Annotated in this window: 28 protein-coding genes and 1 pseudogene; 4 read left to right on the top strand and 25 right to left on the bottom strand. The window is 57.0% G+C overall.

Annotation, left to right across the window (positions count from 1 at the left end):
• Positions 1–31: 31 nt before the first annotated feature.
• The 9 genes from cysA to K8W53_RS06575 all read right to left on the bottom strand — a co-directional run bounded on the left by cysA (position 32) and on the right by K8W53_RS06575 (position 7,522).
• Positions 32–1,129: a sulfate/thiosulfate ABC transporter ATP-binding protein CysA gene (gene cysA, locus K8W53_RS06615; protein ID WP_000021076.1), complete on the bottom strand. Its 1,098-nt coding sequence runs from the start codon at positions 1,127–1,129 to the stop codon at positions 32–34.
• A complete protein-coding gene (gene cysW, locus K8W53_RS06610; RefSeq protein WP_000852705.1) occupies positions 1,119–1,994 on the bottom strand; it encodes a sulfate/thiosulfate ABC transporter permease CysW in 876 nt (291 codons plus the stop codon). Before cysW ends, cysA begins: the two co-directional genes overlap by 11 nt.
• Positions 1,994–2,827 carry a sulfate/thiosulfate ABC transporter permease CysT gene (cysT, locus tag K8W53_RS06605; RefSeq protein WP_000881746.1) on the bottom strand — a complete coding sequence of 278 codons (834 nt, stop codon included), beginning with the start codon at positions 2,825–2,827 and terminating at the stop codon, positions 1,994–1,996. The genes cysW and cysT overlap by 1 nt, the downstream gene beginning before the upstream one ends.
• Positions 2,827–3,843 carry a thiosulfate/sulfate ABC transporter substrate-binding protein CysP gene (cysP, locus tag K8W53_RS06600; RefSeq protein WP_023195466.1) on the bottom strand — a complete coding sequence of 339 codons (1,017 nt, stop codon included), beginning with the start codon at positions 3,841–3,843 and terminating at the stop codon, positions 2,827–2,829. Before cysP ends, cysT begins: the two co-directional genes overlap by 1 nt.
• 157 nt (positions 3,844–4,000) lie before the next feature.
• The gene (gene ucpA / locus K8W53_RS06595) at positions 4,001–4,792 is read right to left on the bottom strand and encodes an SDR family oxidoreductase UcpA (protein WP_000517460.1); all 792 of its coding nucleotides are present in this window, start codon (positions 4,790–4,792) and stop codon (positions 4,001–4,003) included.
• A 237-nt stretch (positions 4,793–5,029) separates the two neighbouring features.
• A complete protein-coding gene (gene yfeX / locus K8W53_RS06590) occupies positions 5,030–5,929 on the bottom strand; it encodes a porphyrinogen peroxidase (protein WP_000084583.1) in 900 nt (299 codons plus the stop codon).
• Positions 5,930–6,023: 94 nt separating this feature from the next.
• Entirely contained in the window at positions 6,024–6,599 is a 576-nt protein-coding gene (locus K8W53_RS06585) for an RpoE-regulated lipoprotein (RefSeq protein ID WP_000838968.1), read from the bottom strand.
• A 61-nt stretch (positions 6,600–6,660) separates the two neighbouring features.
• On the bottom strand, positions 6,661–7,110 hold the full coding sequence (locus tag K8W53_RS06580) for a DUF2919 domain-containing protein (protein WP_017441396.1): 450 nt from the start codon (positions 7,108–7,110) through the stop codon (positions 6,661–6,663).
• Positions 7,097–7,522 carry a GNAT family acetyltransferase gene (locus K8W53_RS06575; RefSeq protein WP_000406008.1) on the bottom strand — a complete coding sequence of 142 codons (426 nt, stop codon included), beginning with the start codon at positions 7,520–7,522 and terminating at the stop codon, positions 7,097–7,099. Before K8W53_RS06575 ends, K8W53_RS06580 begins: the two co-directional genes overlap by 14 nt.
• 212 nt (positions 7,523–7,734) lie before the next feature.
• On the opposite strand from K8W53_RS06575, the gene amiA reads away from it, so the two are divergent.
• The 4 genes and pseudogenes from amiA to K8W53_RS06555 all read left to right on the top strand — a co-directional run.
• Positions 7,735–8,604: an N-acetylmuramoyl-L-alanine amidase AmiA gene (gene amiA / locus K8W53_RS06570; RefSeq protein WP_000102881.1), complete on the top strand. Its 870-nt coding sequence runs from the start codon at positions 7,735–7,737 to the stop codon at positions 8,602–8,604.
• A 2-nt stretch (positions 8,605–8,606) separates the two neighbouring features.
• Positions 8,607–9,506, top strand: a complete 900-nt coding sequence (gene hemF / locus K8W53_RS06565) for an oxygen-dependent coproporphyrinogen oxidase (RefSeq protein WP_000801326.1) — start codon at positions 8,607–8,609, stop codon at positions 9,504–9,506.
• 20 nt (positions 9,507–9,526) lie between these two features.
• Entirely contained in the window at positions 9,527–9,856 is a 330-nt protein-coding gene (locus K8W53_RS06560) for a hypothetical protein (RefSeq protein WP_001194343.1), read from the top strand.
• A gap of 75 nt (positions 9,857–9,931) precedes the next feature.
• Positions 9,932–10,138: pseudogene (locus K8W53_RS06555) on the top strand (DUF1963 domain-containing protein); the annotation flags it as partial.
• Between the two features lie 166 nt (positions 10,139–10,304).
• On the opposite strand, the gene eutR reads toward K8W53_RS06555, so the two are convergent.
• The 16 genes from eutR to eutP form a co-directional block, all read right to left on the bottom strand.
• Positions 10,305–11,357: an HTH-type transcriptional regulator EutR gene (gene eutR / locus K8W53_RS06550; protein ID WP_000753665.1), complete on the bottom strand. Its 1,053-nt coding sequence runs from the start codon at positions 11,355–11,357 to the stop codon at positions 10,305–10,307.
• A gap of 47 nt (positions 11,358–11,404) precedes the next feature.
• The gene (eutK, locus tag K8W53_RS06545; protein ID WP_000606271.1) at positions 11,405–11,899 is read right to left on the bottom strand and encodes an ethanolamine utilization microcompartment protein EutK; all 495 of its coding nucleotides are present in this window, start codon (positions 11,897–11,899) and stop codon (positions 11,405–11,407) included.
• A gap of 12 nt (positions 11,900–11,911) precedes the next feature.
• Positions 11,912–12,571, bottom strand: coding sequence for an ethanolamine utilization microcompartment protein EutL (gene eutL, locus K8W53_RS06540; protein WP_001111056.1), 660 nt, complete (start codon positions 12,569–12,571; stop codon positions 11,912–11,914).
• Positions 12,572–12,580: 9 nt separating this feature from the next.
• Positions 12,581–13,477, bottom strand: a complete 897-nt coding sequence (eutC, locus tag K8W53_RS06535) for an ethanolamine ammonia-lyase subunit EutC (protein ID WP_000372344.1) — start codon at positions 13,475–13,477, stop codon at positions 12,581–12,583.
• Between the two features lie 18 nt (positions 13,478–13,495).
• Positions 13,496–14,857, bottom strand: coding sequence for an ethanolamine ammonia-lyase subunit alpha (eutB, locus tag K8W53_RS06530; protein WP_000769990.1), 1,362 nt, complete (start codon positions 14,855–14,857; stop codon positions 13,496–13,498).
• An 11-nt stretch (positions 14,858–14,868) separates the two neighbouring features.
• Positions 14,869–16,272: an ethanolamine ammonia-lyase reactivating factor EutA gene (gene eutA, locus K8W53_RS06525; RefSeq protein ID WP_023223672.1), complete on the bottom strand. Its 1,404-nt coding sequence runs from the start codon at positions 16,270–16,272 to the stop codon at positions 14,869–14,871.
• On the bottom strand, positions 16,269–17,495 hold the full coding sequence (gene eutH, locus K8W53_RS06520) for an ethanolamine utilization protein EutH (protein WP_000512360.1): 1,227 nt from the start codon (positions 17,493–17,495) through the stop codon (positions 16,269–16,271). The genes eutA and eutH overlap by 4 nt, the downstream gene beginning before the upstream one ends.
• Positions 17,496–17,614: 119 nt before the next feature.
• Positions 17,615–18,802 (bottom strand): ethanolamine utilization ethanol dehydrogenase EutG, encoded by a 1,188-nt coding sequence (gene eutG / locus K8W53_RS06515; RefSeq protein ID WP_023223671.1) that lies wholly within the window; start codon positions 18,800–18,802, stop codon positions 17,615–17,617.
• Positions 18,792–19,631, bottom strand: a complete 840-nt coding sequence (eutJ, locus tag K8W53_RS06510) for an ethanolamine utilization protein EutJ (protein WP_000929673.1) — start codon at positions 19,629–19,631, stop codon at positions 18,792–18,794. Before eutJ ends, eutG begins: the two co-directional genes overlap by 11 nt.
• Before the next feature lie 10 nt (positions 19,632–19,641).
• On the bottom strand, positions 19,642–21,045 hold the full coding sequence (locus tag K8W53_RS06505; RefSeq protein WP_001075640.1) for an aldehyde dehydrogenase family protein: 1,404 nt from the start codon (positions 21,043–21,045) through the stop codon (positions 19,642–19,644).
• Between the two features lie 11 nt (positions 21,046–21,056).
• Positions 21,057–21,344, bottom strand: a complete 288-nt coding sequence (gene eutN / locus K8W53_RS06500) for an ethanolamine utilization microcompartment protein EutN (RefSeq protein WP_001522340.1) — start codon at positions 21,342–21,344, stop codon at positions 21,057–21,059.
• 112 nt (positions 21,345–21,456) lie between these two features.
• Positions 21,457–21,747, bottom strand: coding sequence for an ethanolamine utilization microcompartment protein EutM (gene eutM / locus K8W53_RS06495; RefSeq protein ID WP_000387716.1), 291 nt, complete (start codon positions 21,745–21,747; stop codon positions 21,457–21,459).
• 40 nt (positions 21,748–21,787) lie between these two features.
• Positions 21,788–22,804 carry a phosphate acetyltransferase gene (gene pta / locus K8W53_RS06490; protein ID WP_000582915.1) on the bottom strand — a complete coding sequence of 339 codons (1,017 nt, stop codon included), beginning with the start codon at positions 22,802–22,804 and terminating at the stop codon, positions 21,788–21,790.
• Positions 22,801–23,604 (bottom strand): ethanolamine utilization cob(I)yrinic acid a,c-diamide adenosyltransferase EutT, encoded by an 804-nt coding sequence (gene eutT / locus K8W53_RS06485; RefSeq protein WP_000997660.1) that lies wholly within the window; start codon positions 23,602–23,604, stop codon positions 22,801–22,803. The genes pta and eutT overlap by 4 nt, the downstream gene beginning before the upstream one ends.
• Positions 23,601–24,290 carry an ethanolamine utilization acetate kinase EutQ gene (gene eutQ, locus K8W53_RS06480; RefSeq protein WP_161399808.1) on the bottom strand — a complete coding sequence of 230 codons (690 nt, stop codon included), beginning with the start codon at positions 24,288–24,290 and terminating at the stop codon, positions 23,601–23,603. Before eutQ ends, eutT begins: the two co-directional genes overlap by 4 nt.
• Positions 24,268–24,747: an ethanolamine utilization acetate kinase EutP gene (gene eutP / locus K8W53_RS06475; RefSeq protein WP_000820751.1), complete on the bottom strand. Its 480-nt coding sequence runs from the start codon at positions 24,745–24,747 to the stop codon at positions 24,268–24,270. The genes eutQ and eutP overlap by 23 nt, the downstream gene beginning before the upstream one ends.
• Between the last annotated feature and the right edge of the window lie 3 nt (positions 24,748–24,750).

Below are 24,750 nucleotides of genomic sequence, written 5' to 3'. Positions count from 1 at the left end.
CCACCGGGCGATAACTATACAAATTAACCTATCAGGCCGATTGCGCCAGAGCAAGTTCCTCTTCACGCGTTTCAATACGCTGGTCGCCGTTATACAGACGCGCTTTTTGCAGTCCAACAAACAAACGCTCGCCGCGAACCGGAACATCCTCACCCGCCATCACCACCGTCAGCGGATCGTGATACCACCCCAGCGGCTGTACCACTAACTGTGTATAGTGACCTTTCGGGCTGGCCTCAATGACCTGTACTGGTAGCGGAGAATCCAGGCTGGTGCGGCGGCTAATATCCACCTCCCACGGACGCAGGAACAGATCGACCGGCCCCTGGTACGCGGGCGTATAACCCAGCGGCCAGCGATGCGCGCCAACGTGAAACTGCCCGCCGCGGACGGTGCCTGTCAGGCGGTTCACCTCGCCCATAAACTCCAGTACGAAGCGGGTTGCCGGTTCACGCCACACCCGATCCGGCGCATCAGCCTGTTCGATATTGCCCTGACTCATTACCACCACCCGATCCGCCACTTCCGTCGCTTCTTCCTGATCGTGGGTGACAAAGACGCTGGTGAATTTCAGTTCTTCATGTAGCTGGCGCAGCCAGCGACGCAGCTCTTTACGTACCTGGGCATCCAGCGCGCCAAAGGGTTCATCCAGCAGTAGAATTTGCGGTTCCACGGCAAGCGCGCGCGCCAGCGCCACGCGCTGTTTTTGTCCGCCGGAAAGCTGGGCGGGGAAGCGATCCGCGAGGTGCGCCAGTTGCACCATCTCCAGCAATTGCGTCACTTTCGTTTTAATCGCCGCCGCAGTTGGGCGGTCGCGTCGCGGCAGCACCGTCAGGCCAAAAGCGATGTTGTCAAACACCGTCATATGGCGAAACAGCGCATAGTGCTGAAACACAAAACCGACTTTACGCTCACGCGCGTGCAGGCGGCTAACGTCCGTACCGTGGAAACGAATGTGGCCGCTGGACTGATGTTCCAGCCCGGCAATAATGCGCAGCAGCGTCGTTTTGCCGGAACCTGACGGCCCCAACAAGGCAACCATCTGGCCGGAAGGAATATCCAGCGAGATATCATTCAGTACCTGAGTGCGACCAAACGATTTCTTAATTCTGGCGATCTCAATGCTCATGATTTTCCTCCTGTTGCGCGCGTTTTTCCTGATTCTCCAGACGCCATTGCAACATGCTCTTCAAAAACAGGGTAATAATCGCCATTAGCGTCAACAATGCGGCGGCGGTAAAGGAGCCGACGGTGTTGTAGTCCTGCTCCAGCAATTCAATCTGTAACGGTAGCGATAACGTTTCGCCGCGAATCGAGCCGGACACCACCGACACCGCGCCAAACTCGCCAATCGCGCGAGCGTTGGTTAATACCACGCCGTAGAGTAGCGCCCAGCGAATATTCGGCAACGTCACGCGGCGAAACATTTGCCAGCCGGATGCGCCCAGTAAAATCGCCGCCTCATCTTCCTGACTGCCCTGGCTGAGCATCACTGGCACCAGTTCGCGCACCACAAACGGACAGGTGACAAAAATAGTGACCAGTACCATCCCCGGCCAGGAGAACATCATTTGCAAATTATGCTCATCCAGCCAGCCGCCCAACGGGCCGTTGGAGCCATAAAACAGCAGATAAACCAGACCGGCCACCACCGGCGAGACGGCAAAGGGAATATCCAGCAGGGTCAGCAGTAGCTGACGTCCGGGGAAGTTAAAGCGCGTCACCAGCCATGCCAGCAGAATACCGAACACCAGATTCACCGGCACTGCGATCAAGGCAATCAACACCGTCAGCCAGATGGCGTGCAGCATGTCCGGATCGGCCAGATTTTGCAGTACCGGCATTAACCCTTTGCTGAACGCTTGCACGAAGATGTAAATCATCGGCACCAGCAGGATAAACGCCGAAACCAGCATCCCGACGCCAATCAGAAACCATTTTCCCCAGTTAATGCGGGGGACGTCGTATCGCTTCAATTGAGTCACTTCCGCCATTAATGACCTACCACACGTCGACCAAAGCGACTTTGCAGAGTGTTAATTGAGAACAGCAGCAGCAGTGATGCCGCAAGGATCACCGAGGCAATGGCGCTGGCGGCGGGGTAATCAAACTCCTGCAAACGCACAAAAATCATCAGCGAGGTCACTTCTGTTTTCCAGGCAATATTTCCAGCGATAAAAATCACCGCGCCAAACTCACCCAGGCTACGGGTAAAAGAGAGCGCCACGCCGGCAATCAGCGCAGGCGACAGCTCAGGCAGCACGACTTTGCGAAAACTTTGCAGGCGGGTGGCCCCCAGCGTTTGTGCCGCTTCTTCATATTCCGGCCCCAGCTCTTCCAGTACCGGCTGGACGGTGCGCACCACAAATGGAATGCTGGTAAAGGCCATCGCCACCGCAATACCGAGCCAGGTATAGGTCACTTTGATATCAAACTGCGCAAGAAACTGACCGTAGAAACCGTTCACAGAGAACAGCGAGGCCAGCGTTAACCCCGCCACCGCCGTAGGCAGCGCAAACGGCAGATCCATCAGCGCATCCAGCAACGTGCGCCCTGGAAAACGGTAGCGGGTTAAAATCCACGCCATCAGCAGGCCAAACACGCCGTTAAAAATCGACGCCACAAATGCCGCCAGTAGCGTCACTTTATAGGCAGCCACCACCTGAGGGTTGGTCACGACATCCCAGTATTGCGACCAGCTCATCTGTGAGAGCTGCATCACCAGCGCGCTCAACGGCAACAGCAGGATCAGGCAGACAAACAGCAAACTGGTGCCGAGGCTTAACGTAAAGCCAGGCAGCACGCGTCGGGAAGAAACGGCAAGCATTACTTACGCCCCGCCGCCAACAGTTTGTCCAGCTCGCCGCCGCTGGCAAAGTGCGTTTTCATCACCTCAGGCCACGTGCCAAACTTGTCTTCCACGCGGAACAGTTCGGTCTGCGGGAATTTATCTGCTTGCTTGCCCATGATTTCCGGGTTATTCACGCGGTAGTAGTAATGGGTAATGATGGTCTGCGCCTGCGGGCTATACAGCCAGTTCAGGTAAGCTTTGGCGGCTTTTTCTGTGCCGTTGGCCTTCACGTTTTTATCCACCCAGGCAACCGGGAATTCAGCAAGAATGTTCGTTTTCGGGATCACCACTTCAAATCCCTGGGCTTCATATTGTTTGCGGATGTTGTTCACTTCCGATTCAAAACTAATCAGCACATCGCCCAGACCACGCTCGGCAAAGGTAGTCGTAGCGCCGCGACCGCCGGTATCAAACACTTCGACGTTTTTCAGGAACCGGGTCATAAACTGTTCGGTTTTGGCTTTATCGCCGCCGTCCGCGTTATCCGCTGCGCCCCATGCCGCCAGATACGTGTAACGGGCGTTGCCGGAGGTTTTCGGGTTAGGGAAAATCAGCTTCACGTCGGAACGTACAAGATCGCTCCAGTCGTGAATATTTTTCGGGTTCCCCTTGCGCACCAGGAAGCCCATCGTGGAATAGAATGGCGAACTGTTGTTCGGCAGACGGCTTTGCCAGTCGGCAGGGAGCAGTTTACCTTTATCATGGAGAATCTGTACGTCGGTCACCTGATTGTAGGTCACGACGTCTGCCTTCAGTCCCTGCAAAATCGCCAGCGCCTGTTTTGATGACCCGGCATGAGACTGCTTAATCGTCAGCTTATCGCCGCCGTTATCCTTCGCCCATTGTTGCTCAAACGGCGGGTTAAGGGCGGCAAACAGCTCGCGGGAGACATCGTATGAGCTGTTCAGCAGCTCCGTTGCCTGCGCCTGCCCTGCCAGTAACAGCATTGCTGCCAGCGTCAGGGGTCTCTTTTTCAGTAAGTTAACGGCCATTGCGCACCCTTATAAATTTAATGACTTTCTTATGGTCATCATATTTATAACCAGCGCTAAAGGAGTAACGGTTTTATATACCGTTTGATGATTTGAAAGTTGAAAAGGGAATAAGAGAATCCCTCCCCACGCGGCGCGGGGAGGAGACCGGCATCAATCAGACGCCTACGCTTACGCTTTCAGGCAGGGTACTGCCGCCATCAATGACGTTTTGCGTTCCGGTAAGATAGCTGGACTCATCGGAAGCCAGAAATGCCGCCAGTTCCCCTACTTCCAGCGGATCGGCAAGGCGGCGTAGCGGAATAGCTTTTGCCATTTCCGTTAATACCGATTCCGGATCGTCAGGGTTAGACTGACGGGCAATGCTTTCCGCCATCGGCGTTCTTACATAACCGGGGCAAATGGCATTCACGCGAATACCGGACTGCGCATACTCTACCGCCAGCGATTTGGTTAAACCGACAATGGCGGCTTTTGACAGCGCATAGGCCGTTTCACCCGGGTCCGCCACCATATCTCCCGTGACGGAAGACATCATCACAATGCGGCCATCTTTACGTTTAATCATCTCCGGCAGGACGGCTTTGGTGACGTTCCAGACACCTTTAATATTAATATCAATGTGGAAATCGCGATCTTCTTCACTCATATCGAGGAAGTTGCCCAGACGGCACACGCCAGCGTTATTCACCAAAATATCAATTCTACCTTCAGTCTCTTTGGCGCGCGCAACCGCCGCCTGCACCGAAGCAAAATCTCTGACGTCAGCCTTAACGGCAGTACAGCGATGCCCGCGCCCGCCCAGCTCATCCGCCAGCTTTTCAATCTCATCGGAGATATCCAGCAAGATTAAGTTCGCGCCGTGGCGTGCGAATACGCGAGCGATCCCTTCGCCAATCCCCTGCGATGCGCCCGTAATCAATGCTGTCTTGCCCGTGAGTTTACCCATTTTCAATGTCTCCTTTTGAATATGGAGTCTTACACTCCATTAACACTGAAAATACAGTAATAACAAATAAGTGCTGAGGAATAGCTCACTAATTCAGGTAAATATTAGGTAAAAAAATCCCCGCGGAGGCGGGGATGGGCATTTTTATGCTGTTCTGCCTGATGGCGCTGCGCTTATCAGGCCTACCAATCGTAGGTCGAATAAAGCGTTTGCGCTGCCATCCGACAGGGTTTTACCTTATAGCGCTAACAGGCGATCCAGCGACGGCGCAAAATAGTAGCCGCCAGTCACCGGTTTGGTGAAGCGCAGCATCGCGTCGCGTTTACCGTCGGTATCGCCGAACATACTCAGAAGCTGCTGTTCGATATTGTGCAGACGTGCGCAGTAAGCGCAAAAATAGAGACCATGAGTGCCGCTGGCGGTGCCGTATGGCAGGCTCTGGCGCACAATCTTCAGCCCTTTGCCATCTTCTTTGAGATCGACGCGGCTCAGGTGAGACGTTGCCGGACGCGCATCGCCGTCAATCTCTTCATTGGCTTCTTTGGTACGACCGATCATCATCTCCTGATCGTGAATACTCATCCGGTTAAGTTGCTTGAGATTGTGCTCCCAACGCTGCACGAACACATAACTGCCGCCGGCATCCACGCCATCTTTGATCACCGCCACTTCACGGCGCGTCTCTTCGCCCGCCGGGTTCTCTGTCCCGTCGACAAAGCCGCTCAGATCGCGTTCTTCCACCCAACGGAAGCCGTGAACTTCTTCTTTCACGTCGATACAGTCGCCGAAGGCTTCCATCGCCGCCTGGGCAACAGAAAAATTCACATCGTGGCGCAGGGAAAGGATATGGATCAGCACGTCATACTGCGTGGCTGGCGCCAGCCCTTTACCATAAGGAATAAAATCTTTCAGTTCTTCCGCCCCGACGCCGCCACTCAGGGCACGCCAGGTATTGTTGCCAAACGCCACAACGGCCCCAAGATGGGCGTCCGGAAATTTGACTTCGAAGGTCGCCAGTTTATCGGCAAATGTTCTGCTGGCCGCGCGCAGGGCGTCCAGGTCGCCTTTCACATTGGCTTCAATCCAAATTGCCGCACGGCAATGTTCCGGCAAAATGCCACTTTGAACCTGAGACATGATTCCTCCTGAAAATGAGAATGCCACGCAGTCGTGGCATTAATGGAGGCTATTTTACCTTGTTTTTAAGCGAAGCGGTTTGTTCAGGCGCAAATTAACGACGCCAGATAATTTTGCGCACGTCCCAGTTTTTTAAGACGTCATCAGGAGGCATTAAGCCTTCCGGTCCGCTCCACTCGCCGGAGAAAACATAGCTAATATGCTGACTTCCCTCGGCTTTACATTCGACGCTGGTATGGCTATCGCTGGAAACCGGCTCGCAGTGACCAAAAGCTTTGCTGTAAAGGTCGCTAAACGGCGTACCGATTTTGCCCCCCGCGGCGGTTGGGATGTCGCTGTCCAGCACATCAATACGGCTCACGGTGCCCTGCTCGCCGTTGATCACCATCGCGACGTTGTCGCCCTTCATCGCTTCGAAAAAGCGCACCACGTTGCCGTTATCGGTTTTCATACCGCTACGCAGGCGATAATCGCCATCTAATGCCTCTGCAATAGCCGGCTCTTCCAGCGGCGTGGCGGCGGTCAGCGCTCCCACGCCTTGCTCAGTGACTTCTGTCGAGGAACCAAACCAGTTCCATGGATTTGCGGCAGACCAGTTGACCGAGGAGAGCGTCGAGCAGCCGGTCAGCGCCAGCGGCAGTGCGAGTAAAGTCAAACGCAGCGATTTCATCTCACTTCCTTTCTTTTATTAATTAACGTTGGTTGGAGTGCGGGTTCGCCAAAAAGTGCCGTTATTCTTTCTCAAAGGAAAAACAGGCACGCAAACGTTGATTGGTTAACAGCCAGATCAGCGCGACGATGTCCGCCAGCAGCAGCGCCAGCCCGACGCCGTTGACCGGGTCGCCACCCAGCCACATCACCGGCAGCCAGCACAACGACACCAGTTGAGCAAGGATCAGGAGTCCGCGCAGCCAGCGCCACACACCAGGAACCGCTTCACGCCGCCCGCTGAGTAAAAATGCCACTACCGCCGGAACGCCGGGCAACAGCCCCAGCCAAAAATTGTCATGGTCGGGATAAAAAAAGTTTAACAAAGTATTACCCTGTCCACGGGATGAACCGGCAATGACAAAGAGTACCCAGGCGCGCGCCTGAAGTAGCAGTACGCACCAGAACAGAAACGGCAGGCGTAAACGTCCGTGTACATCATAATCGGCTGGATGAAACTCAGTACTCTTCATCTTCAATCAGGCGTTTACCCAAACTTAGGGCGTCAGAATGCTCATACCCCAGACGTTCATACATGCCCAGCACAACGTCGTTATCATCGCGCACCATAATTTGGATTTTCGGACACCCGCGGGCGATGAGTTTTTTTTCCAGCCGGTTAAGCAACGCATTCGCAATGCCGCGCCCGCGGAACTCCGGGTGAACGCCCAGGTAATACGCCGAGCCGCGATGCCCGTCATAACCGCCCATTACCGTACCGACGACTTCGCCGCTAACTTCCGCAACGAGGAACAAGCTGACATCGTGATTCACCTTGCGTTCAATATCCATTTCAGGATCGTTCCATGGACGCAGCAGGTCGCAACGCTCCCAGAGGGTAATCACCTCTTCGAAATCTTCCTGGCGAAAAACGCGTATTTCCATGGTATTCGTTGCCTTTTCGGGTGGAAAAACCAAGATTATGGCGCAAACATCTGATTCAGCCAATATCTGACGCGATGTAGCGGAAAAAATGGCATAATGGCGATGTGTCACGTATTGAAATGAAAAGTAAAACAATTCTCATCACCAACCGTCGTAACGGATTACGCGATACGATATAACATCTTGAACTTAATTTTCACAACTCAGGCCGTATGAGCACTTTTAAACTCCTAAAAACTCTCACTTCGCGCCGCCAGGTACTCAAAACAGGTCTGGCGGCCCTGACGCTGTCAGGTATGTCGCACGCAGTAGCCAAAGAAGAAACGCTAAAAACCAGTAATGGTCACAGCAAACCCAAAACCAAAAAAACCGGCAGTAAACGGCTGGTGATGCTCGACCCCGGACACGGCGGCATCGATACCGGCGCGATTGGCCGCAACGGTTCTCAGGAAAAACACGTCGTACTGGCAATTGCCAAAAACGTACGCGCTATTTTGCGAAATCACGGAATCGATGCGCGTTTAACCCGGACAGGGGATACCTTTATTCCACTGTACGATCGGGTGGAAATCGCCCATAAGCACGGCGCGGATCTGTTTATGTCTATTCATGCCGATGGTTTTACTAACCCGAAAGCAGCGGGCGCTTCCGTTTTTGCGCTTTCCAACCGCGGGGCCAGTAGCGCCATGGCGAAGTATCTCTCCGAGCGTGAAAACCGCGCGGACGAAGTGGCGGGTAAAAAAGCCACTGACCGGGATCATCTATTACAACAAGTTTTGTTTGATCTGGTGCAAACCGATACGATTAAAAACAGTCTGACGCTGGGTTCGCATATTCTCAAGAAAATCAAACCTATACATAAATTACACAGCCGCACTACCGAACAAGCGGCTTTCGTGGTGCTAAAATCACCGTCAATTCCGTCGGTGCTGGTCGAAACCTCGTTTATTACCAATCCGGAAGAAGAACGCCTGCTGGGCACGACGGCGTTTCGCCAGAAAATCGCTACGGCGATCGCCAACGGCATCATCAGTTATTTTCACTGGTTTGATAATCAGAAAGCACACACGAAGAAACGGTAATCATGAAACCCGATGCACATCACGTAAAACAGTTTCTGCTACGCCTGCAGGATGATATTTGCCAAAAGTTATCCGCTGTGGATGGCGCAAACTTTGTCGAAGATAGCTGGCGACGCGAAGCGGGCGGCGGCGGACGCAGCCGGGTATTACGCAACGGCGGGATTTTCGAACAGGCGGGCGTTAATTTCTCTCACGTTCACGGCGATGCAATGCCCGCATCCGCCACCGCGCATCGGCCAGAACTGGCCGGGCGTAGCTTTGAAGCGATGGGCGTATCGCTGGTGGTGCATCCGCACAATCCGTATATTCCCACCAGCCATGCTAACGTGCGCTTTTTTATTGCCGAAAAACCGGGCGCCGATCCGGTGTGGTGGTTTGGCGGCGGGTTCGATTTAACGCCCTACTACGGCTTTGAAGAGGATGCCGTTCACTGGCACCGCACCGCCCGCGACCTGTGCCAGCCGTTTGGCGACGATGTGTATCCGCGCTATAAAAAGTGGTGCGATGACTACTTTTTCCTCAAGCATCGTAACGAGCAGCGCGGTATCGGCGGCCTGTTTTTTGACGATTTGAATACGCCGGATTTCGACCACTGTTTTGCTTTTATGCAGGCGGTCGGTAACGGCTACACCGAGGCGTATTTACCGATTGTCGAACGACGCAAAGCGATGGTCTGGGGAGAGCGGGAGCGTAATTTTCAACTTTATCGCCGCGGGCGCTACGTGGAGTTCAATCTGGTGTGGGACAGAGGCACCCTGTTTGGTCTGCAAACCGGCGGGCGCACTGAATCTATCCTGATGTCGATGCCGCCGCTGGTGCGCTGGGAGTACGACTGGCAGCCAGAAGCGGGTAGCCCGGAAGCGGCGCTGAGCGAGTTTATTCAGGTACGCGACTGGATTTAACTTATTTATAAAGTAAAACAATGCAAACAAATACACGGAAAGTAGTAACCAGTGACGCCAAATGGCATCCCCATCTGGGTATAAGTTTTATTGGCTGCCTGCTTGCTATTACGCTAGAAATATATTTTGAAGAAAGAATATTCATCCCTCATAGCGGAGGGGTGAGCTTCGGTCTGATCGTGCTTCTGGTTATCAATATGGTGACCATCCCTGTGGTCATGGCCCTGATAGCATTACTCTGCTTTATTATTCATATTCCGCGTAAAAGCGTTAACTGTATCTTGCTATGCCTACTGGCATGTATTTTGACGATAGCCGGTTTGTTTATCGCCTATCCGGTTGGTCGTTGAGTAAAAGCAGGCTCGTAGAAATAAACGAGTTCATTGTAGATAAAGAACTCGGTAATTCGCATTCTGACCTGGTAGTGTTGTACGGCATATAACACCGTTTTCGCCACGGCCGTTCCTAATTCACCCACGACCTTTTCACAGCTCGGCGGCCACCCGGCCTGGGTTCAGGATGCGGAATATCCAACGTGCCCAACGTGCGCGCAAACGATGATGTTCCTCGCACAAATAAGTTATGAAGATATTGAGAAATATGCCGATGGGATGCTTTACGGGTTTATCTGCGGAGACAAAATTGCGCGCGGTTCCCCGGAGGCGGCGCTGGCGTGCCTTGTCCGGGCTACCAACCACAGACGGCAGCGAATCCGTAGGCCCGGTAAGGCGCCAGCCGCCACCGGGCAATTCCCGACACGCGCACGTTATCAGCAACCGGAGAGCCTACCCATCAATATCAAGCCCATTGCCGCATCCGTTGATGCAGCGTCAACGACGGTTTTTCGGCAAATAATTGCTGATAATCGGTGGCAAATTGCCCCAGATGCCAGAATCCCCACTGCATCGCGGCATCTTTGACCGTGGCGCTCTGCGACCACGGGCTAATCAGTTCCCGGCGTACTGCGTTTAAGCGAATACGTTTCAGCCACGCATTGGGGCCAATGCCCAAAATGGCGTGAAACGCATTTTGCAGCGTGCGGCGGCTAACGTGTAGCTGGTTACATAAGTCGAGCACCGTCAGCGGCTCCGACATATTTTCCAGCACATATTCCCGCGCCCGCGACAGTAGCCTGCGATATCCCTGATGGCTGATACTTTCGGCACTATGAATCGGCTTCGCCTCTTCCAGCATCGTGCCCATCGCCAGCAACAAATTATCACTCAAGACCTTACGCACCGCAGGTTGATGCAGGGTTTCAGGACTCTCGCTGAAGGTGGCCAGCGCCTGCTGCACAAAGCCCCACAGCGCCGCTTTATGCTGCTCTTTTACCTCCAGCGCTAACTGGTTACGCAGCATATGCAGCACCCTTTCCGGGTTATGCAAAAACGTGGCCTGACGGGAAATAACATCTTCCGAGATAACGACGCCCAGAATGGTGTAATCATCCGGCGTGCTCAGTTCAAACTCGGTGCCTCCCGGTCGGGTGGCAATCTCGGCGCTGCCGAGCCCCTGCGCGCCGATAAATCCCTGTTCGCCGCGCGTCGCCGGAATACCAAACCAGAAAGAGTTTGGCCAAACCAGACACGACTGACGCAGCGCCAGGCCGGTGTATTCACGGAACACCTGAATCTCATCAAGCAGGATTTCCGTGAACTCGCCATGAAATTTACCCGGGTGTAACTGATCGTAGATCTGCTGCCAGGCGGTGATAGTCAGAGCATGTTCATAGACATCCGTCGTCCGTCGCTGATGAACATTGTCCACCTCGACTCTGGGCGTAAGTTTAACGTCTTCGGGTAACGCTTCATGATAAAGATGGTGCAAATTCGCTGTACGGGTCTTTTTCATGATCTTCTATGCCGGACGCCCGCCAGGACGCCCGGCCCTCCGACAGATTAATTTTTGATGCGATAGCGACTACTGCGTTTACGCAACGCTCCGTCAGAAAAGAGTTGTTCCAGCACGTTTCTGGCCTGCTCCAGCGGCCAGCCAAAATGCGCGGCCACCTCTCCCGCCGTCATTCCCTGGCGTACTGATGCCAGCAGCGCCAGTAACGCTTCGGCGAACTCAGGCGTTGCGGGTACCTGGGGCGCTTTCTCAGTCGGCGTTGTCGCACGCGCAAACCCGCCAACCAGCCACTGGGTGTCCTCTTCCGGACGACCAATTTCTTTGCGGCTAATCACACGGCCTGTGCGCTGCGCGGCGGCGCTTCCGGCATCCAGCGCCGCACGACACGCCGCCAGATCGCCCTCCACCACCAGCGTGAGCCTGCCAGGGTCGAGCACTTGGTGACTGAGCAAACGCACGTTGGCCGCTTTCAGCATGGCATCCGCCGCATCGACGGCGGCGACCATTCCGTCCACTTCCAGTAATCCCAGGGCATTGATCATTGGCAGCCTCCGTTACGCACGCTGGACAGGGTTACGGGCGATATCCAGCACGGCGTCGGTAAAGGCGTTGCAGGCGGCTTTACACGCGGCCTGGCTTCCCGTTAAAAACGCGGCCGAATAGTTGGTTTCCGACGGCGGCGGCACGTAAGTCACCAGCTGAACGTCAGCGGATTTCATCGCCGCGTCAATGCCGAATGTCGCTTCCAGCGGCGGCGCCACCAGATAGGCCATTGGATCGCCCAGCGCAATACCTGCGGTAGACGAGAGGTACGAGCCGGTACGCGAAACCACATGCGCCAGGAACGCGGTATTTTCCGCATCGTTCGCCCACTGGAACGCCGCGCCGTTTTCAATACTGGCGACCATCGCATCCAGACCGGCGCGTACTTCCGCCGGGTTCGGGCCGCCCAGCATAATCAACACCTCACCGGCGGTAGGCGACGGCCCGTGAGCCGCCCCGGCATAGAGGGAGCGGCCATAGACTACTTCCACCATCGCCTGTTTTGTCGCTTCATCAGCGGCAATATAGGTCACATCATCAGAATCTGCCGTGATGAGTCCGAGGCTACGTATATGTGGCGGTAATTTAAGTTCCCGCGCAAAGCCGTCATTCACGGAGGCAATCACGCGCATGGCAGTCACTGAAGGTCGAATCAAATCTAATGCAGGCATGATGTCTCCTTAACGGGTCATGTTGATGCCGGACGCTTTCTGCTCCAGCATCCGTTTGGCCAAATCCACAATCACGGCGGCAGCTTCTACTGGCGGCGTCCCCCCCTGATGAATGTTTGAAATACAGGTTCTGTCGGCCTCGACGGTGGTCGCCACGCGCGGGGAATAGACGGCGTAGCAGGAGAGGCTTTCCGACTGCCCCAGCCCCGGACGTTCGCCCACCAGCAGGATGACGACCTTCGCGCCGAGAATTTCGCCAATCTGATCTTCAATCTTCACGCGGCCATAGCGCACAAAGAACGGCGTGCCGACGTTCAGCCCGGCCTGCTTCAGACCGGCAAGCAGCGGCGGCAGGATCTCTTCATAGTTGGCGGTGATCGCATCCGTAGAGAGGCCATCGGAGACCACTACCTGCACATCCGGGTTCATCACGCACTGCGACTTCAGCGCGTCAATGGCTTCCGGGCTCAGGCGACGCCCCATATCCGGGCGCGTCAGGTACAGGTTTTTGTCGCTGATCTCCGAACGTACTTCCAGCAGCCCTTGCGCTTTGACCCACTCTTCCGGCACTTCTTTGAGCACGGTGTCTTTCGAACGGGAGTGATCCGCCAGGAAGCGCAACAGCGCCTGGGTGCGCGGACGCGGCCCGGCACGACCCGTACAGACGCGTGCCGCAGTACTGCGACGCAGTTCGGTCAGCACGTCCGCACGATGCGGATTCTCGACGCCAATCCAGGCTTTTGCCTCTGCGGAACCTAAATCCAGCGCGCAGCTTTCGGTCACCGTCGGCGCAGCGCACTGCGGCTTTGCGCCTGCCTGCGTTGACGGCGCGACGGGCTGCGGTACGTCCTGTCCCATTGACGCCATCACGCTACGTACAATTTCTTCAATCTGTTTTTGATCCATGGTGTTATCCCCGCGTCATCAGAAGAACAGTGACGGATCGCCCGCCCGTTTGGTCAGACGACCATTTGCCATAATGCCCATCGTTTCCAGCCAGCGTTCAAACTCCGGCGATGGCCGTAAATTCAGCAACTGACGGACGGTGGCGGTATCGTGGAAAGCGGTGGTCTGGTAGTTGAGCATGATGTCGTCGCCGAGCGGCATCCCCATGATGTAGTTACAGCCGGCAGTGGCGAGCAGAATCATCAGGTTTTCGTTAAGGTTCTGGTCGGCGTCGGCATGGTTGGTATAGCAGCAGTCGCAGCCCATGGAGATGCCGCTCAGCTTGCCCATAAAGTGATCTTCGAGACCGGCGCGGATAATCTGCCTGTCGTTGTAGAGATACTCCGGCCCGATAAAGCCCACCACGGTGTTCACCAGGAACGGATCGTAGTGGCGCGCCAGCCCGTAGTTACGCGCTTCCATCGTCACCTGGTCGGCACCAAAGTTCGCACCAGCCGACAGCGCCGAGCCCTGTCCGGTTTCAAAGTACAGGCAGTTTTCCCCGGCGATGCGGTTGAACTCCGCCCCCACAGCCCGCGCTTCGTCGAGCATCGCCAGTTCCACACCGAACTCTTTTAAGCCCTTCTCGCTGCCGCAAATGCTTTGGAAAATCAGTCCGCCCGGCGCGCCGCGACGAATCGCTTCGATCTGGGTGGTGACGTGCGCCAGCACGCAGCCCTGGGTCGGAATATTGAATTTATCAATAACGCCGTAAACGGTGTCGAGCACGCGGGTCAGGTTCTCCACGTCATCGGTCACCGGGTTAACGCCGATCACCGCATCGCCCGCGCCGAAAGAAAGCCCTTCGTAGATTTGCGCGGCGATACTCTGTACATCGTCACGGGTATCGTTCGGCTGCAAACGGCAGCTAAAAGTGCCCGGAATACCGATGGTGGTATTGGCTTTTTTGATCACCGGCATTTTCTTGCCGCCGTAGATCAGGTCGGCGTTGGAGCAGATTTTCGCCACTGCCGCCACCACTTCGGAGGTGAGGCCTTTGCGGGTAAATGCGATGTCGTCCACGGAGGTTTCATCGCTCAGCACGTATTCACGCAGTTCGCTGATGCTCCAGTTTTTAATCCGGTTATAGGCCGTTTCGTTGACGTCGTCCTGAATCAGGCGCGTCACGCAGTCCTCTTCATAGGCAATCACCGGATTGTTGCGGATATCCGCCACCGTCATTTCCGATAGTACCTGTTTTGCCGCTACGCGCTCCTGCGAACTTGCCGCGGCAACCCCGGCCAGCACATCCCCCGAACGCAGTTCGTTGGCTTTAGCCAGTACCTCTTTTACATCCTTAAACTGATAAACATTGCCGAACAATGTGGTCTTTAGTTTCATAAGTCGTTCCCTCAGGAAGGAAATGCGAGTGATTTCACCGTCACCGGCACAACCGATCCGCCAAAAAGAGGCGTACCAATGTCGATATAGTCTCCCGCCCGCACGACCACCTCATCGATGACCGCCAGCGGAAGTTGCGGTAACTGTGGGCGCAATAACATGCCCAGCGCTTTACCAAAATCCTGCTCGGCCACCACCAGCAGGGGATGTGGATTGGGATAACGCGCGACAAAAGCCGTCAGCGCGTTGATGACCGTGAGTAATGCGGCGTAACGCACCGGAAGCGTGGCGGGAAGCGCCAGCACGTAAGCGTCGGTTTGCGGGTCGAGATCAAGCTGGAGAAGCGCCTGCCGCCAGGCGTTCACCAGATCGGCGTCATCCTGCGGGATCGCCACCGGCAGGTTGCGCAGCGGCAGTTGGACGTCTTCCAGCCAGATAGTACTGCCGGAAAGCGAGAGCGTATGGGCCCCTGCGCCAATCACCGTGGCGCGTACGGTTTGCGCCGGAAACTGCACGTTCATCTCGCGCAGACGCGGGTGCTCATGCAGCGCCGTGGCCAGCAGCGGTCCAATGTCAGAAAAGCAGAACGGATCGGCAGGTTGGTTGCGGTAGCATTCACCTACCCCACCGGAAAGGGTAATCACCTCCGGCGTAATATCGGCGGGCAGTAGCCCGGTTTGCATCAGCGATTGCGCCAGCGGCGAGAGCGCGCCAGTGATAACCTCGACGATGAGATCCGCCATCCGCCGCGCCACCTGCCCCAACTGTGCGGCAGCTAAGGCGCGAGCATCAGTACCCGAACCGAACACCTCATCGATAATCATCTGCCCCGGCTGGTGGGCATAAACCACGCGCCCCTGAGCGTCGGTTTCCAGCAGGCGACCACCGACGTTAAGGCAGGCGGTGCCGCTGACTTTTCCCGCGTCAAACAGCGCGTAGTTAGACGTGCCGCCGCCGATATCAATATTCAGCACCCGGCACATCCGCTGCTCAGACAAGCTTTGCGCTCCGGCGCCGTGACCGGCAATGACTGATTCCAGATGCGGCCCGGCGCTGGCGACCACAAAGTCGCCCAGCGACTGCGAGAGCGCCATGACCGCCGGACGGGCGTTGCGGGTTTTGGCGCTTTCGCCGGTGATAATGATAGCCCCGGAGTCCACCGATTCAGGCGCGATGCCTGCGGCCTGATACTGGGCCAGAATCAGCGCTTTAAGTTCGGCCTCTTTCAGACCGCCCTGCTTATCCACGGGCGTAAAGAAGACCGGGCTTTGCCAGCTAATGTCGCGTTTGATGAATTCGTAGCGCGGCACCTGCGACACCGCCGCACGGTTAACCAACTCCAGGTGCGAGAAGATCACCTGCGTGGTGGTGGTGCCGATATCGATACCGACGCTCAGTAGCTGGCGAGTGTTCACGATTGCGCCTCCACTTCGGTTTTCACCTGGGCGGCGTCATCTTTCGGCACCAGCATCATCGCCACGCCAATCGCCGTCACGCCGCCGATCAGCTTGCCAACGATCATCGGGAAGATCATGGCGTTCATGTTGGCGGCGGCGAAGCCTAAATGGTCGCCCAGCGCGAACGCCGCAGAGACGGCAAATGCGCAGTTAATCACTTTGCCGCGGGTATCCATCTGCTTCATCATGCCGAACATGGGGATATTGTTCGCCAGGGTCGCCACCATGCCTGCCGCCGCAATATTATTTACGTTCAGCAGCTTACCGACATTCATCAACGGTTTTTCAAACCAGCGGGTCAGTAACAGCACCATCGGATACGCGCCGAGCAGCACGCAGGAGATAGAGCCGATCACTTCAATGGCGCGCATCACTTCGCCGGGTTTGTCGCCTGGCGCCATAAAGATCGGGTCGAGTCCCGGAATCAACTCCCAACCCAACAGGAATTTAACCACCGCAGCTGCCAGGCCGATGGTGATCAGCGCCACCAGAAATTTGGCGAAAATCTGGAAACCGTTGATCATTTTTTCCGGGATGAACTTCAGCCCCAGCGCTACCAGCACCGCGACGATCAATACCGGGATCATGTTCATCAGGATCAGCGCGAAGGTAAACTCCACTGGCTGACCATTGATCTGCACGCCTGAGTACATGGCGATCAATCCCCCCGCAATGCAGCCAATGGGAATGGTGACGATACCCGCGAGTACGCCAAGCGCCAGGTAGCGGCGGTCAGACGGTTCGATAATGCCGAGCGCCACCGGAATGGAGAACACAATGGTCGGCCCCATCATCGACCCAAGTATTAACCCTGAGTATAGCCACGCCGCGACATCACCGCCGGCCAGCTCTTTGGCGAGGAAGAATCCGCCCATATCACAGGCCAGTAGCGTACCCGCGAACATGGATGGGTTCGCGCCCAGCATTTCGTATACCGGGATAATAACCGGCCCCAGTACATGCGCCAGCACCGGCGCCAGCGCGGTCATACCGACCATCGCCAGCCCCAGAGCGCCCATCGCCATAAAGCCTTCTTCAAACTGGCCGCCAGACCCCTCGATACTCTTGCCGAATTTACCAAGGAAGCGCGCCGACCCGCCGAACTGCGACAGGATTCTGTCCACGGCGGCAATCAGCATAAAGAACATCATGATGTACATGATGATTTCGTTAATTCCCATAGCCCTTACTCCCTGCCATTTATGATTTGTAGGCCGGATAAGACGTTTACGTCGCCTCCGGCATTAACGCCGTGTTATTGCCGGATGGCGGTGCGAGCACCTTATCCGGCCTACAGGCATTACCCGGCAGCCGCATACAGGTCGATAATCTGTGCCTGTGTGGCGGTGCGTGGGTTACTGCGCAGACAAATATCCTCCAGCGCGGCTTGCGCCCACGCGCTGTAGTGTTCGGATTTGGCGCCAGCGTCAGCCAGCCGTTTGCTCTGCCCTACTTCGGCAATCAGCTCGCTCACCGCCGCAATTGCATCGCGATCGTCCGATTTCTTATTGGTTAACGCCCGACCGATTTGACTGAAGCGCTCGCGGCAAACCATCCGGTTAAAGCCCATGACTGTTGGCAGCAGCATGGCGTTGGCCTGGCCGTGCGGAATATGCAGCGCCGCCCCTGGCTGGTGCGCCATCGCATGACACAGCCCCAGACCAGCGCTGGAAAAGGCCATTCCCGCCATACAGGAGGCCAGTAACATATTTTCACGCGCCGCCAGATCGTGGCCGTAACCCACGGCTTTCGGCAGCGATTTGCCAATCATAGCTATCGCGCCAATCGCCAGGCTGTCGGTAAACGGCGTGGCGTTGAGCGCGCTGTAGGCCTCAATCGCATGAGTCAACGCATCGATACCGGTCATCGCCGTCACGTTTGGCGGAACGCCTTCGGTCACGGCAGCATCAAGAATCGCCACGTCCGGCATTAGTGACGCGTGCGCCAGCACCTGCTTGCGCCCGCTGACCGCGTCGATAATCACCGTCACGTTGGTGGTTTCAGAACCGGTTCCGGCGGTGGTCGGCACCGCAATCAGCGGCAGACGCGGGCGTAATGTGCTGCGATCGGTCATGGCGCTCAGCGTCTGGTCAGGGTTAGTCACCAGCAGGGCGACCGCTTTCGCCGCGTCCAGCACCGAACCGCCGCCAAAGGCCACTACGCCGTCGCACGCCGCCTCACGCAGTTGCGCCACCGCCGCGCAGACGTCGGTGATGCACGGCTCGCCTGGCGGACACGGCCAGACCGTCATCGCCACGCCCTTCATCGCCAGGCTACGTGCCAGCGGCGCGGTCATTCCCGCCTGATGCAGGAAGCTGTCGACCATCACAAACAGATGGCTTACGCCTCGCGCTTGCGCTTCCTGGCCGCAGGCGCCGAGCGCCCCAAGTCCGCACAGCGTGACCGGCGGTACGCTGAACGTTTTCACCCGTTGCAGATTCAGGGTGTCGAATGCCTGAAACAGCGCCGTCTGTAGTTCAGCTTGCATAGAGTCCCTCCGCTTTCGCTCTCCCGCTGTTGGCTATCGCCAGCGGGGTCATAAACAGGCTGTGCTGCGGTAAATGCACCTGTAACTCCGGGAAACGCTGGCGAAATAACGCCTCCACGCCCGGCTGCATACAGGAGCCGCCCGCCAGCCATAAATCTGTCACTCCCTGCCCGGCAATATGGCAAGCGACGATTTCCGCCATCTTTTCGTACACCGGCTTCACTACCGGCCAAATCTCCTGCGCATTGCTGCGCTTGTACTGTTCCGCCTCTTCCAGGGGAATACGGCGGTTGCCCGCCAGCGTCAGGGAGATATGGTGCCCGCCAGTGGCTTCATCGGCGGAGTAAGTCACCTTGCCCTGTTTGACGATGGCAATGCCGGTAGTGCCGCCGCCAATATCCACCACGCCTGCATTATCAAGCGCCAGCAGATCCGCCACCGCCGTCGGCTCATCCAGTACGTGGCTGACTTCTAACCCGGCAGACTCCAGCACGTTGATCGAAATACGCGGGTCGGTGCCTGGCGGAAACGAGGTCGCCGCGTGGGTAAAGCGGCAGCCGAGCTGCTGTTCAAGGGTGTCGAGATGGCGGCGCACGAGGGTGACGGCGCCGAAGAAATCCCAGACGATGCCGTCACGCACAACGTCGGCCCAGTCAAGGCACACCGCCACCGGCTGGGCGTTGCCGTCGACCACCATCGACACCACGTCGCAGGTGCCCAAATCGACGCCCAGCCACAGCGGTGTATCGCTGGCGGCGGGCGTCTGGTTACACAGGGCCGCCGCTTTTTGCAGTCTTGGGGTGAGCCAGAGTTGTTCGTCGTGCGCCATGAGTCATCCCTTATACAATGCGAAACGCATCCACCAGCACGCATCGACGCAGCCGCACAAAGGTACGCGCGCTGGTCACGCCTTCGCCGGTTGGCGTGGTGATGGTCATGGTGGTCCAGCCTTCTCCGCCCAATCCAAGCCCGGCAATGCACGGCCCGTTTTTGACGAAAATGCTGGTGTCGATGGCGTTCGCCATCTGGTTCATGTTGTCGATATTGCGCGAGTGCATCGCCGCCGTATGGTGGCAACCGCCTTCAAGCTGAACCGCCAGGGCGATGGCTTCTTCGACGTTGGCGACCCGTACCACCGGCAGTACCGGCATCATCATTTCAGTGACGGCAAACGGATGGTTAGCTGGCGTTTCCACAAACAGCAGGCGCGTTTGATCCGGGACGTTCAGGCCGATGGCTGCAGCGATCTTGCCCGCGTCACGACCGACCCAGTCACGGCTGACGGTGCCTTTGCCGCGCTCATCAATATTCTTCAGCAGCACCGGCTGGAGCTGTTCGGCCTGAGCGGCGGTCAGTTTCACCGCGTGCTGACCTTCCATCAGACGCATCAGCTCGTCGGCGACGCTATCCACCACAATCAGCACTTTTTCGTCGGCACAGATGATGTTGTTATCAAACGACGCGCCTTTGACGATGGATTGTGCGGCGCGCGGCAGGTCGGCGGTCTCATCCACCACCACCGGGGGATTACCGGCACCGGCGGCGATCAGGCGTTTATTAGTATGTTTACGCGCCGCGTCCACCACCGCTTCGCCGCCAGTCACCACCAGCAGGCCAATACCGGGGTACTTGAACAGCCGCTGGGCGGTTTCGATATCCGGATTCGCCACGGTGACCAGCAAATTTTCCGGGCCACCGGCGGCGACCACCGCCTGATTGAGGAGAGTGATTGCCCGCTGAGAGACCTTTTTCGCCGCCGGATGCGGGGCAAACACGACGCTGTTGCCTGCGGCAATCAGGCTGATGGCGTTATTAATCACCGTCGCCGCCGGATTGGTGGACGGCGTGACCGAGGCCACCACGCCCCACGGCGCATTTTCAATCAGCGTCAGGCCGTTATCGCCGGTCAGCACCTGCGGAGATAAACACTCGACGCCCGGCGTGCCGCGCGCCTGCGCCACGTTTTTAGCAAATTTATCGTCAACGCGTCCCATGCCGGTTTCGCTGACGGCAAGTTCCGCTAATTCTCGGGCGTGTTTTTCGCCCGCCTCGCGAATGGCATGAATGGCAAGCTGGCGCATCGCCACGCTCTTCAGCCCCTGCTGGGCCCGTTTTGCTGCCGCCACTGCGTCATCCAGGGAGGCAAAAACGCCCATCTCATGAACAGTGCTGGCCGGCTGGCTGCTGTCTTTCATTTTCAGCAGTACCGCTTTCACCACCTGTTCAATATCCTGTTGATTCATGATGTTCAGTCCTATTTATGGAAAACCACTTTCCCGCCAGCCACCACTTCATCGACGATGCCAATGACGCACAGATCGACCGGTGATAATTCGCTGCGATGCGCCTGGCGTGCGGAACTGCCGCTGACCAGCAGTACCCACTCTCCGGTTCCCGCCCCGATACTGTCGATAGCGACGGCACACTGCCCGTCGGGGTTGCCCTGGGCATCGATCATTTCCACCATCAGCAATTTGTCATGCGCCAGTCCCTGATGGCGGACGGTACATACGATTTGTCCTGTGACGACTGCCAGTTTCATATCCGCCTCCATGGATTGCCCGTTGGGTCGTAGGCCTTGAATCTGCGCACCATCAGGCAATGGCGCGCATTCATGCCGGATGGCGACGCTGCGCGTCTTATCCGGCCTACCATCAAATGTTGCTGTCGCCTTTGAAGCTGATCGGGAACACTTCTTCCAGATCGCCGTGCGGGCGTGGAATCACGTGTACGGAGACCAGCTCGCCAATGCGCTGCGCCGCAGCGGCGCCAGCATCGGTTGCGGCTTTGCACGCCGCCACGTCGCCACGCACCATGGCCGTACACAGGCCACCGCCAATCTGCTTCACGCCGACCAGTTTCACGCGCGCGGCTTTTACCATCGCATCTGAGGCCTCAATAAGCGCAACCAGGCCCCGGGTTTCAATCATTCCTAATGCTTCCATCGTGTTTTCCTCTCATTAAAGGGGTCCAGAACGGGACCGTTCATTCAACCAGTGTGTGTAAGCTGCGTTCGCGGCTCACGTCAGCCTGGCGCGGCACGGCTGCCACCAACGCCAGTTCGATAATTTCCTGCACGCTACAGCCTCGGGAGAGGTCGTGAAGCGGCGCGGCAAGCCCCTGAATTAGCGGCCCAACAGCGCGATAGCCTCCCAGACGCTGAGCGATTTTGTAGCCAATATTGCCCGCCTCCAGCGACGGGAAAATCATCACGTTGGCGCGGCCTTGCAGCGGGCTGTCAGGCGCTTTTTGCGCGGCGACCTCCGGTACGAAAGCGGCGTCAAACTGCAATTCACCGTCCACAAGCAGTTGCGGCGCACGTTCGCGAACGAGCTCTGTCGCCTGCTGCACGTTGGCAACATTGGGGTGACGGGCGCTGCCGTTGCTTGAAAATGACAGCATCGCCACGCGCGGCTCTTCGCCGGTAATGGCCCGCCAGGTGTCGGCGCTGGCGAGAGCGATATCCGCCAGCTGCGCCGCCGTCGGCTGCGGCACTACGCTGCAATCGGCGAACCCTAATGCCGGGCCGGCATACTGCGGCAGCATCAGGAAAATAGACGACAATGTTTTGCACCCGGGTTGCAGGCCAATCACCCGCAGCCCTGCGCGCAGCACGTTCGCCGTTGACGACAGGTTGCCTGCGATACACACATCAGCCTCACCGGCGCTCACCATGGCGGCAGCGAACATCAGCGGGTCGCTAAGCTTTTCCACTGCGTCCGGCGGCGTTTTTTCTCCGGCACGGGCAAGCCAGCGTTGCGCAAAACGCTGGCGCATACTCAGGTTGCTGTGTGGGTCGATGACCTGAATGCCATCCATCGCCATACGATGACTCAGGGCAAACTGACGCAGCGCAAACGGACTGGCGACCAGAACGGGGCGAGCCAGACCGCACTGTTGCAGGTAATGCGCCGCTTTCAGCACGCGTTCGTCCAGCGCATCGGGAAAGACGACTCTGGCGGGGGCGCGTACCGCCAGTTCGCGGGCGCGTTCAATGATCATGGCTTCTCTCCCAACCGTTGTTGAATTTGGGCGACCGTCAGCGGATGTTTCGCCACGCTCAAAATCATCATCACGTAAACCGTGCTGGAGAGACGGTTCAGCGCCTGTAAAATGTCCGGGCGCAAGACCTCAAAACTACGGGTAATAAACACTTGTGCGGCGAGGGTTTCCGTTTCGCGGACTTTGGTTCGCAGCAGATTAAGCAGCGCCGCATCGCGACCGTGGCTGGCCTCCGGCACCAGGTGATCGTGGTCGAGATAGCGCAGCGGCTGGTGGGAAAGGCGATGCAGCTCATCCTCGTTCAGCCCGACGATCGCCTGCGCCGCCAGCGGTTCATCTATAGCGTCGGCGCGCATAATGTTGCCCAGCCGCGACCGGATATCGAAAAGCCACGGCTGCCAGGGTTCCGCCAGTTCGATTTGTAGCCACACGGTCAGCGCGATGGCGCTGTCGAGCGCGGCGCGAAAGCCGAGGCGCGGGTCGCTTTTGGCGACCATTTTGTCCGCCGTCAGATGGGTCAGCGTATCGGGCTTTTTCACCACCGGCTGGCGGCACAGTTCACAGCAGGCCTGTGGGTGCGTATCGCTACTGGTTAAGCCATGTACCGGCTGCGGCTGCTGTTCGTCATCATCGACAAACAGCCGGCCTTGCTGATCCAGAAACTTAATGCGCAGGCGGCGGCTTTCCAGCAGTTCCCGGGCCGAGGGCGTCAGTCGTGCATCAGCGGGCAGATGGATTTCCGATCCTTCGCTGAGCGTGTGATTCGCTCTGAGCCACGTTTCGGTGATGAAATCGTTCATACGGATTGCCAGTTTGCAGGCCAGGCGACGTACAGAAAGCGCACGGACGTTGGCGTGCCAAATTCAATGCTGGAGCCTTTAGGGATGAACATGACATCTCCGGCTTTGGCAATCATGGTTTCGCCTTCATGGCGTACGTGCAGTTCGCCCTCCAGCACCATGTCGATTTCGTCGTAGTTCAGCGTCCACGGGAAAAAGGCGTTGTCCCACTGCATAAACCCGGCGGCCATGCTGCTGCCGTCCTGCGCTGTAACCAGATCGGTTAAGCCGACGCAGTGCGGTTCGGCGCCGTCGAAGCAGCCAAATTTCACGCTGCTGCCGTCAATGACTTTCACGCCGCCTTTACCCGTGACGGAGGTAAAGCTCGGCTGCATCGTCCCCAGTTCCAGCGACTGCTTTTCCTTGAGCACTTTTTCCATCAGCTGCGCCACCAGGCTTTCAGTAAACTGCCCTTCCGGGAGCTGCGCGATGATGGCTTCCCGAATGCGCTGGCTTTCGCTTTTACACGCCTGCGCCGATGTGGATGCCGGGACGGACTCGTCGCATTCGGTAATCGTGAAGCCCAGTAGTTCCGCCACTTCGCGAGCCTCCGGGGTAATAATGCTGGCGCGCAGCACTACCGACATCGCCTGTTCGCCGCGGGCGTGGGCCGCACGAATATCGTTAGCTGTGATAAGTTTTTTCACCTGCCTCTTCCTCCTGTTCACTGAGAGCCGCCAGATAATCCACCAACTGCCGCACGCTTTGCGGGTCGTGACCGTTGAGCTCGAAAATCGGCTCCCGGAATCCAATCTCGCAAAGCAACTGCCGCGTAGCGGCGACGTCGGCATCCGGCATGTCCGTTTTGCTGATAACGGCGATATGTCGTTTACGGGTTCCAACATCCAATAACCCGGCAGGTAAGCGACTTTCTTTATCGTTTGCCGCGTGGACATAAATCAGCGTGTCCACATCCTGCAACGTGGTAATTAAGGCGTGATACCAACGGGGATGGCTAAAATATTCACCCGGCGTATCGATATCGCCATGATCATTAAATTCCACGGCCTGCGTTTTTCTGGCGAGGGAATAATTTCCCCGTAACGCGTTAAAAAGCGTTGTCTTTCCGGCACCGACCGCGCCGACAAAAGCAATACGTTTCATTAC

Source organism: Salmonella sp. A29-2 (genome assembly GCF_020150755.1).
GTDB lineage: Bacteria > Pseudomonadota > Gammaproteobacteria > Enterobacterales > Enterobacteriaceae > Salmonella > Salmonella enterica.
This window is presented reverse-complemented; position numbering and strand designations above follow the sequence as displayed.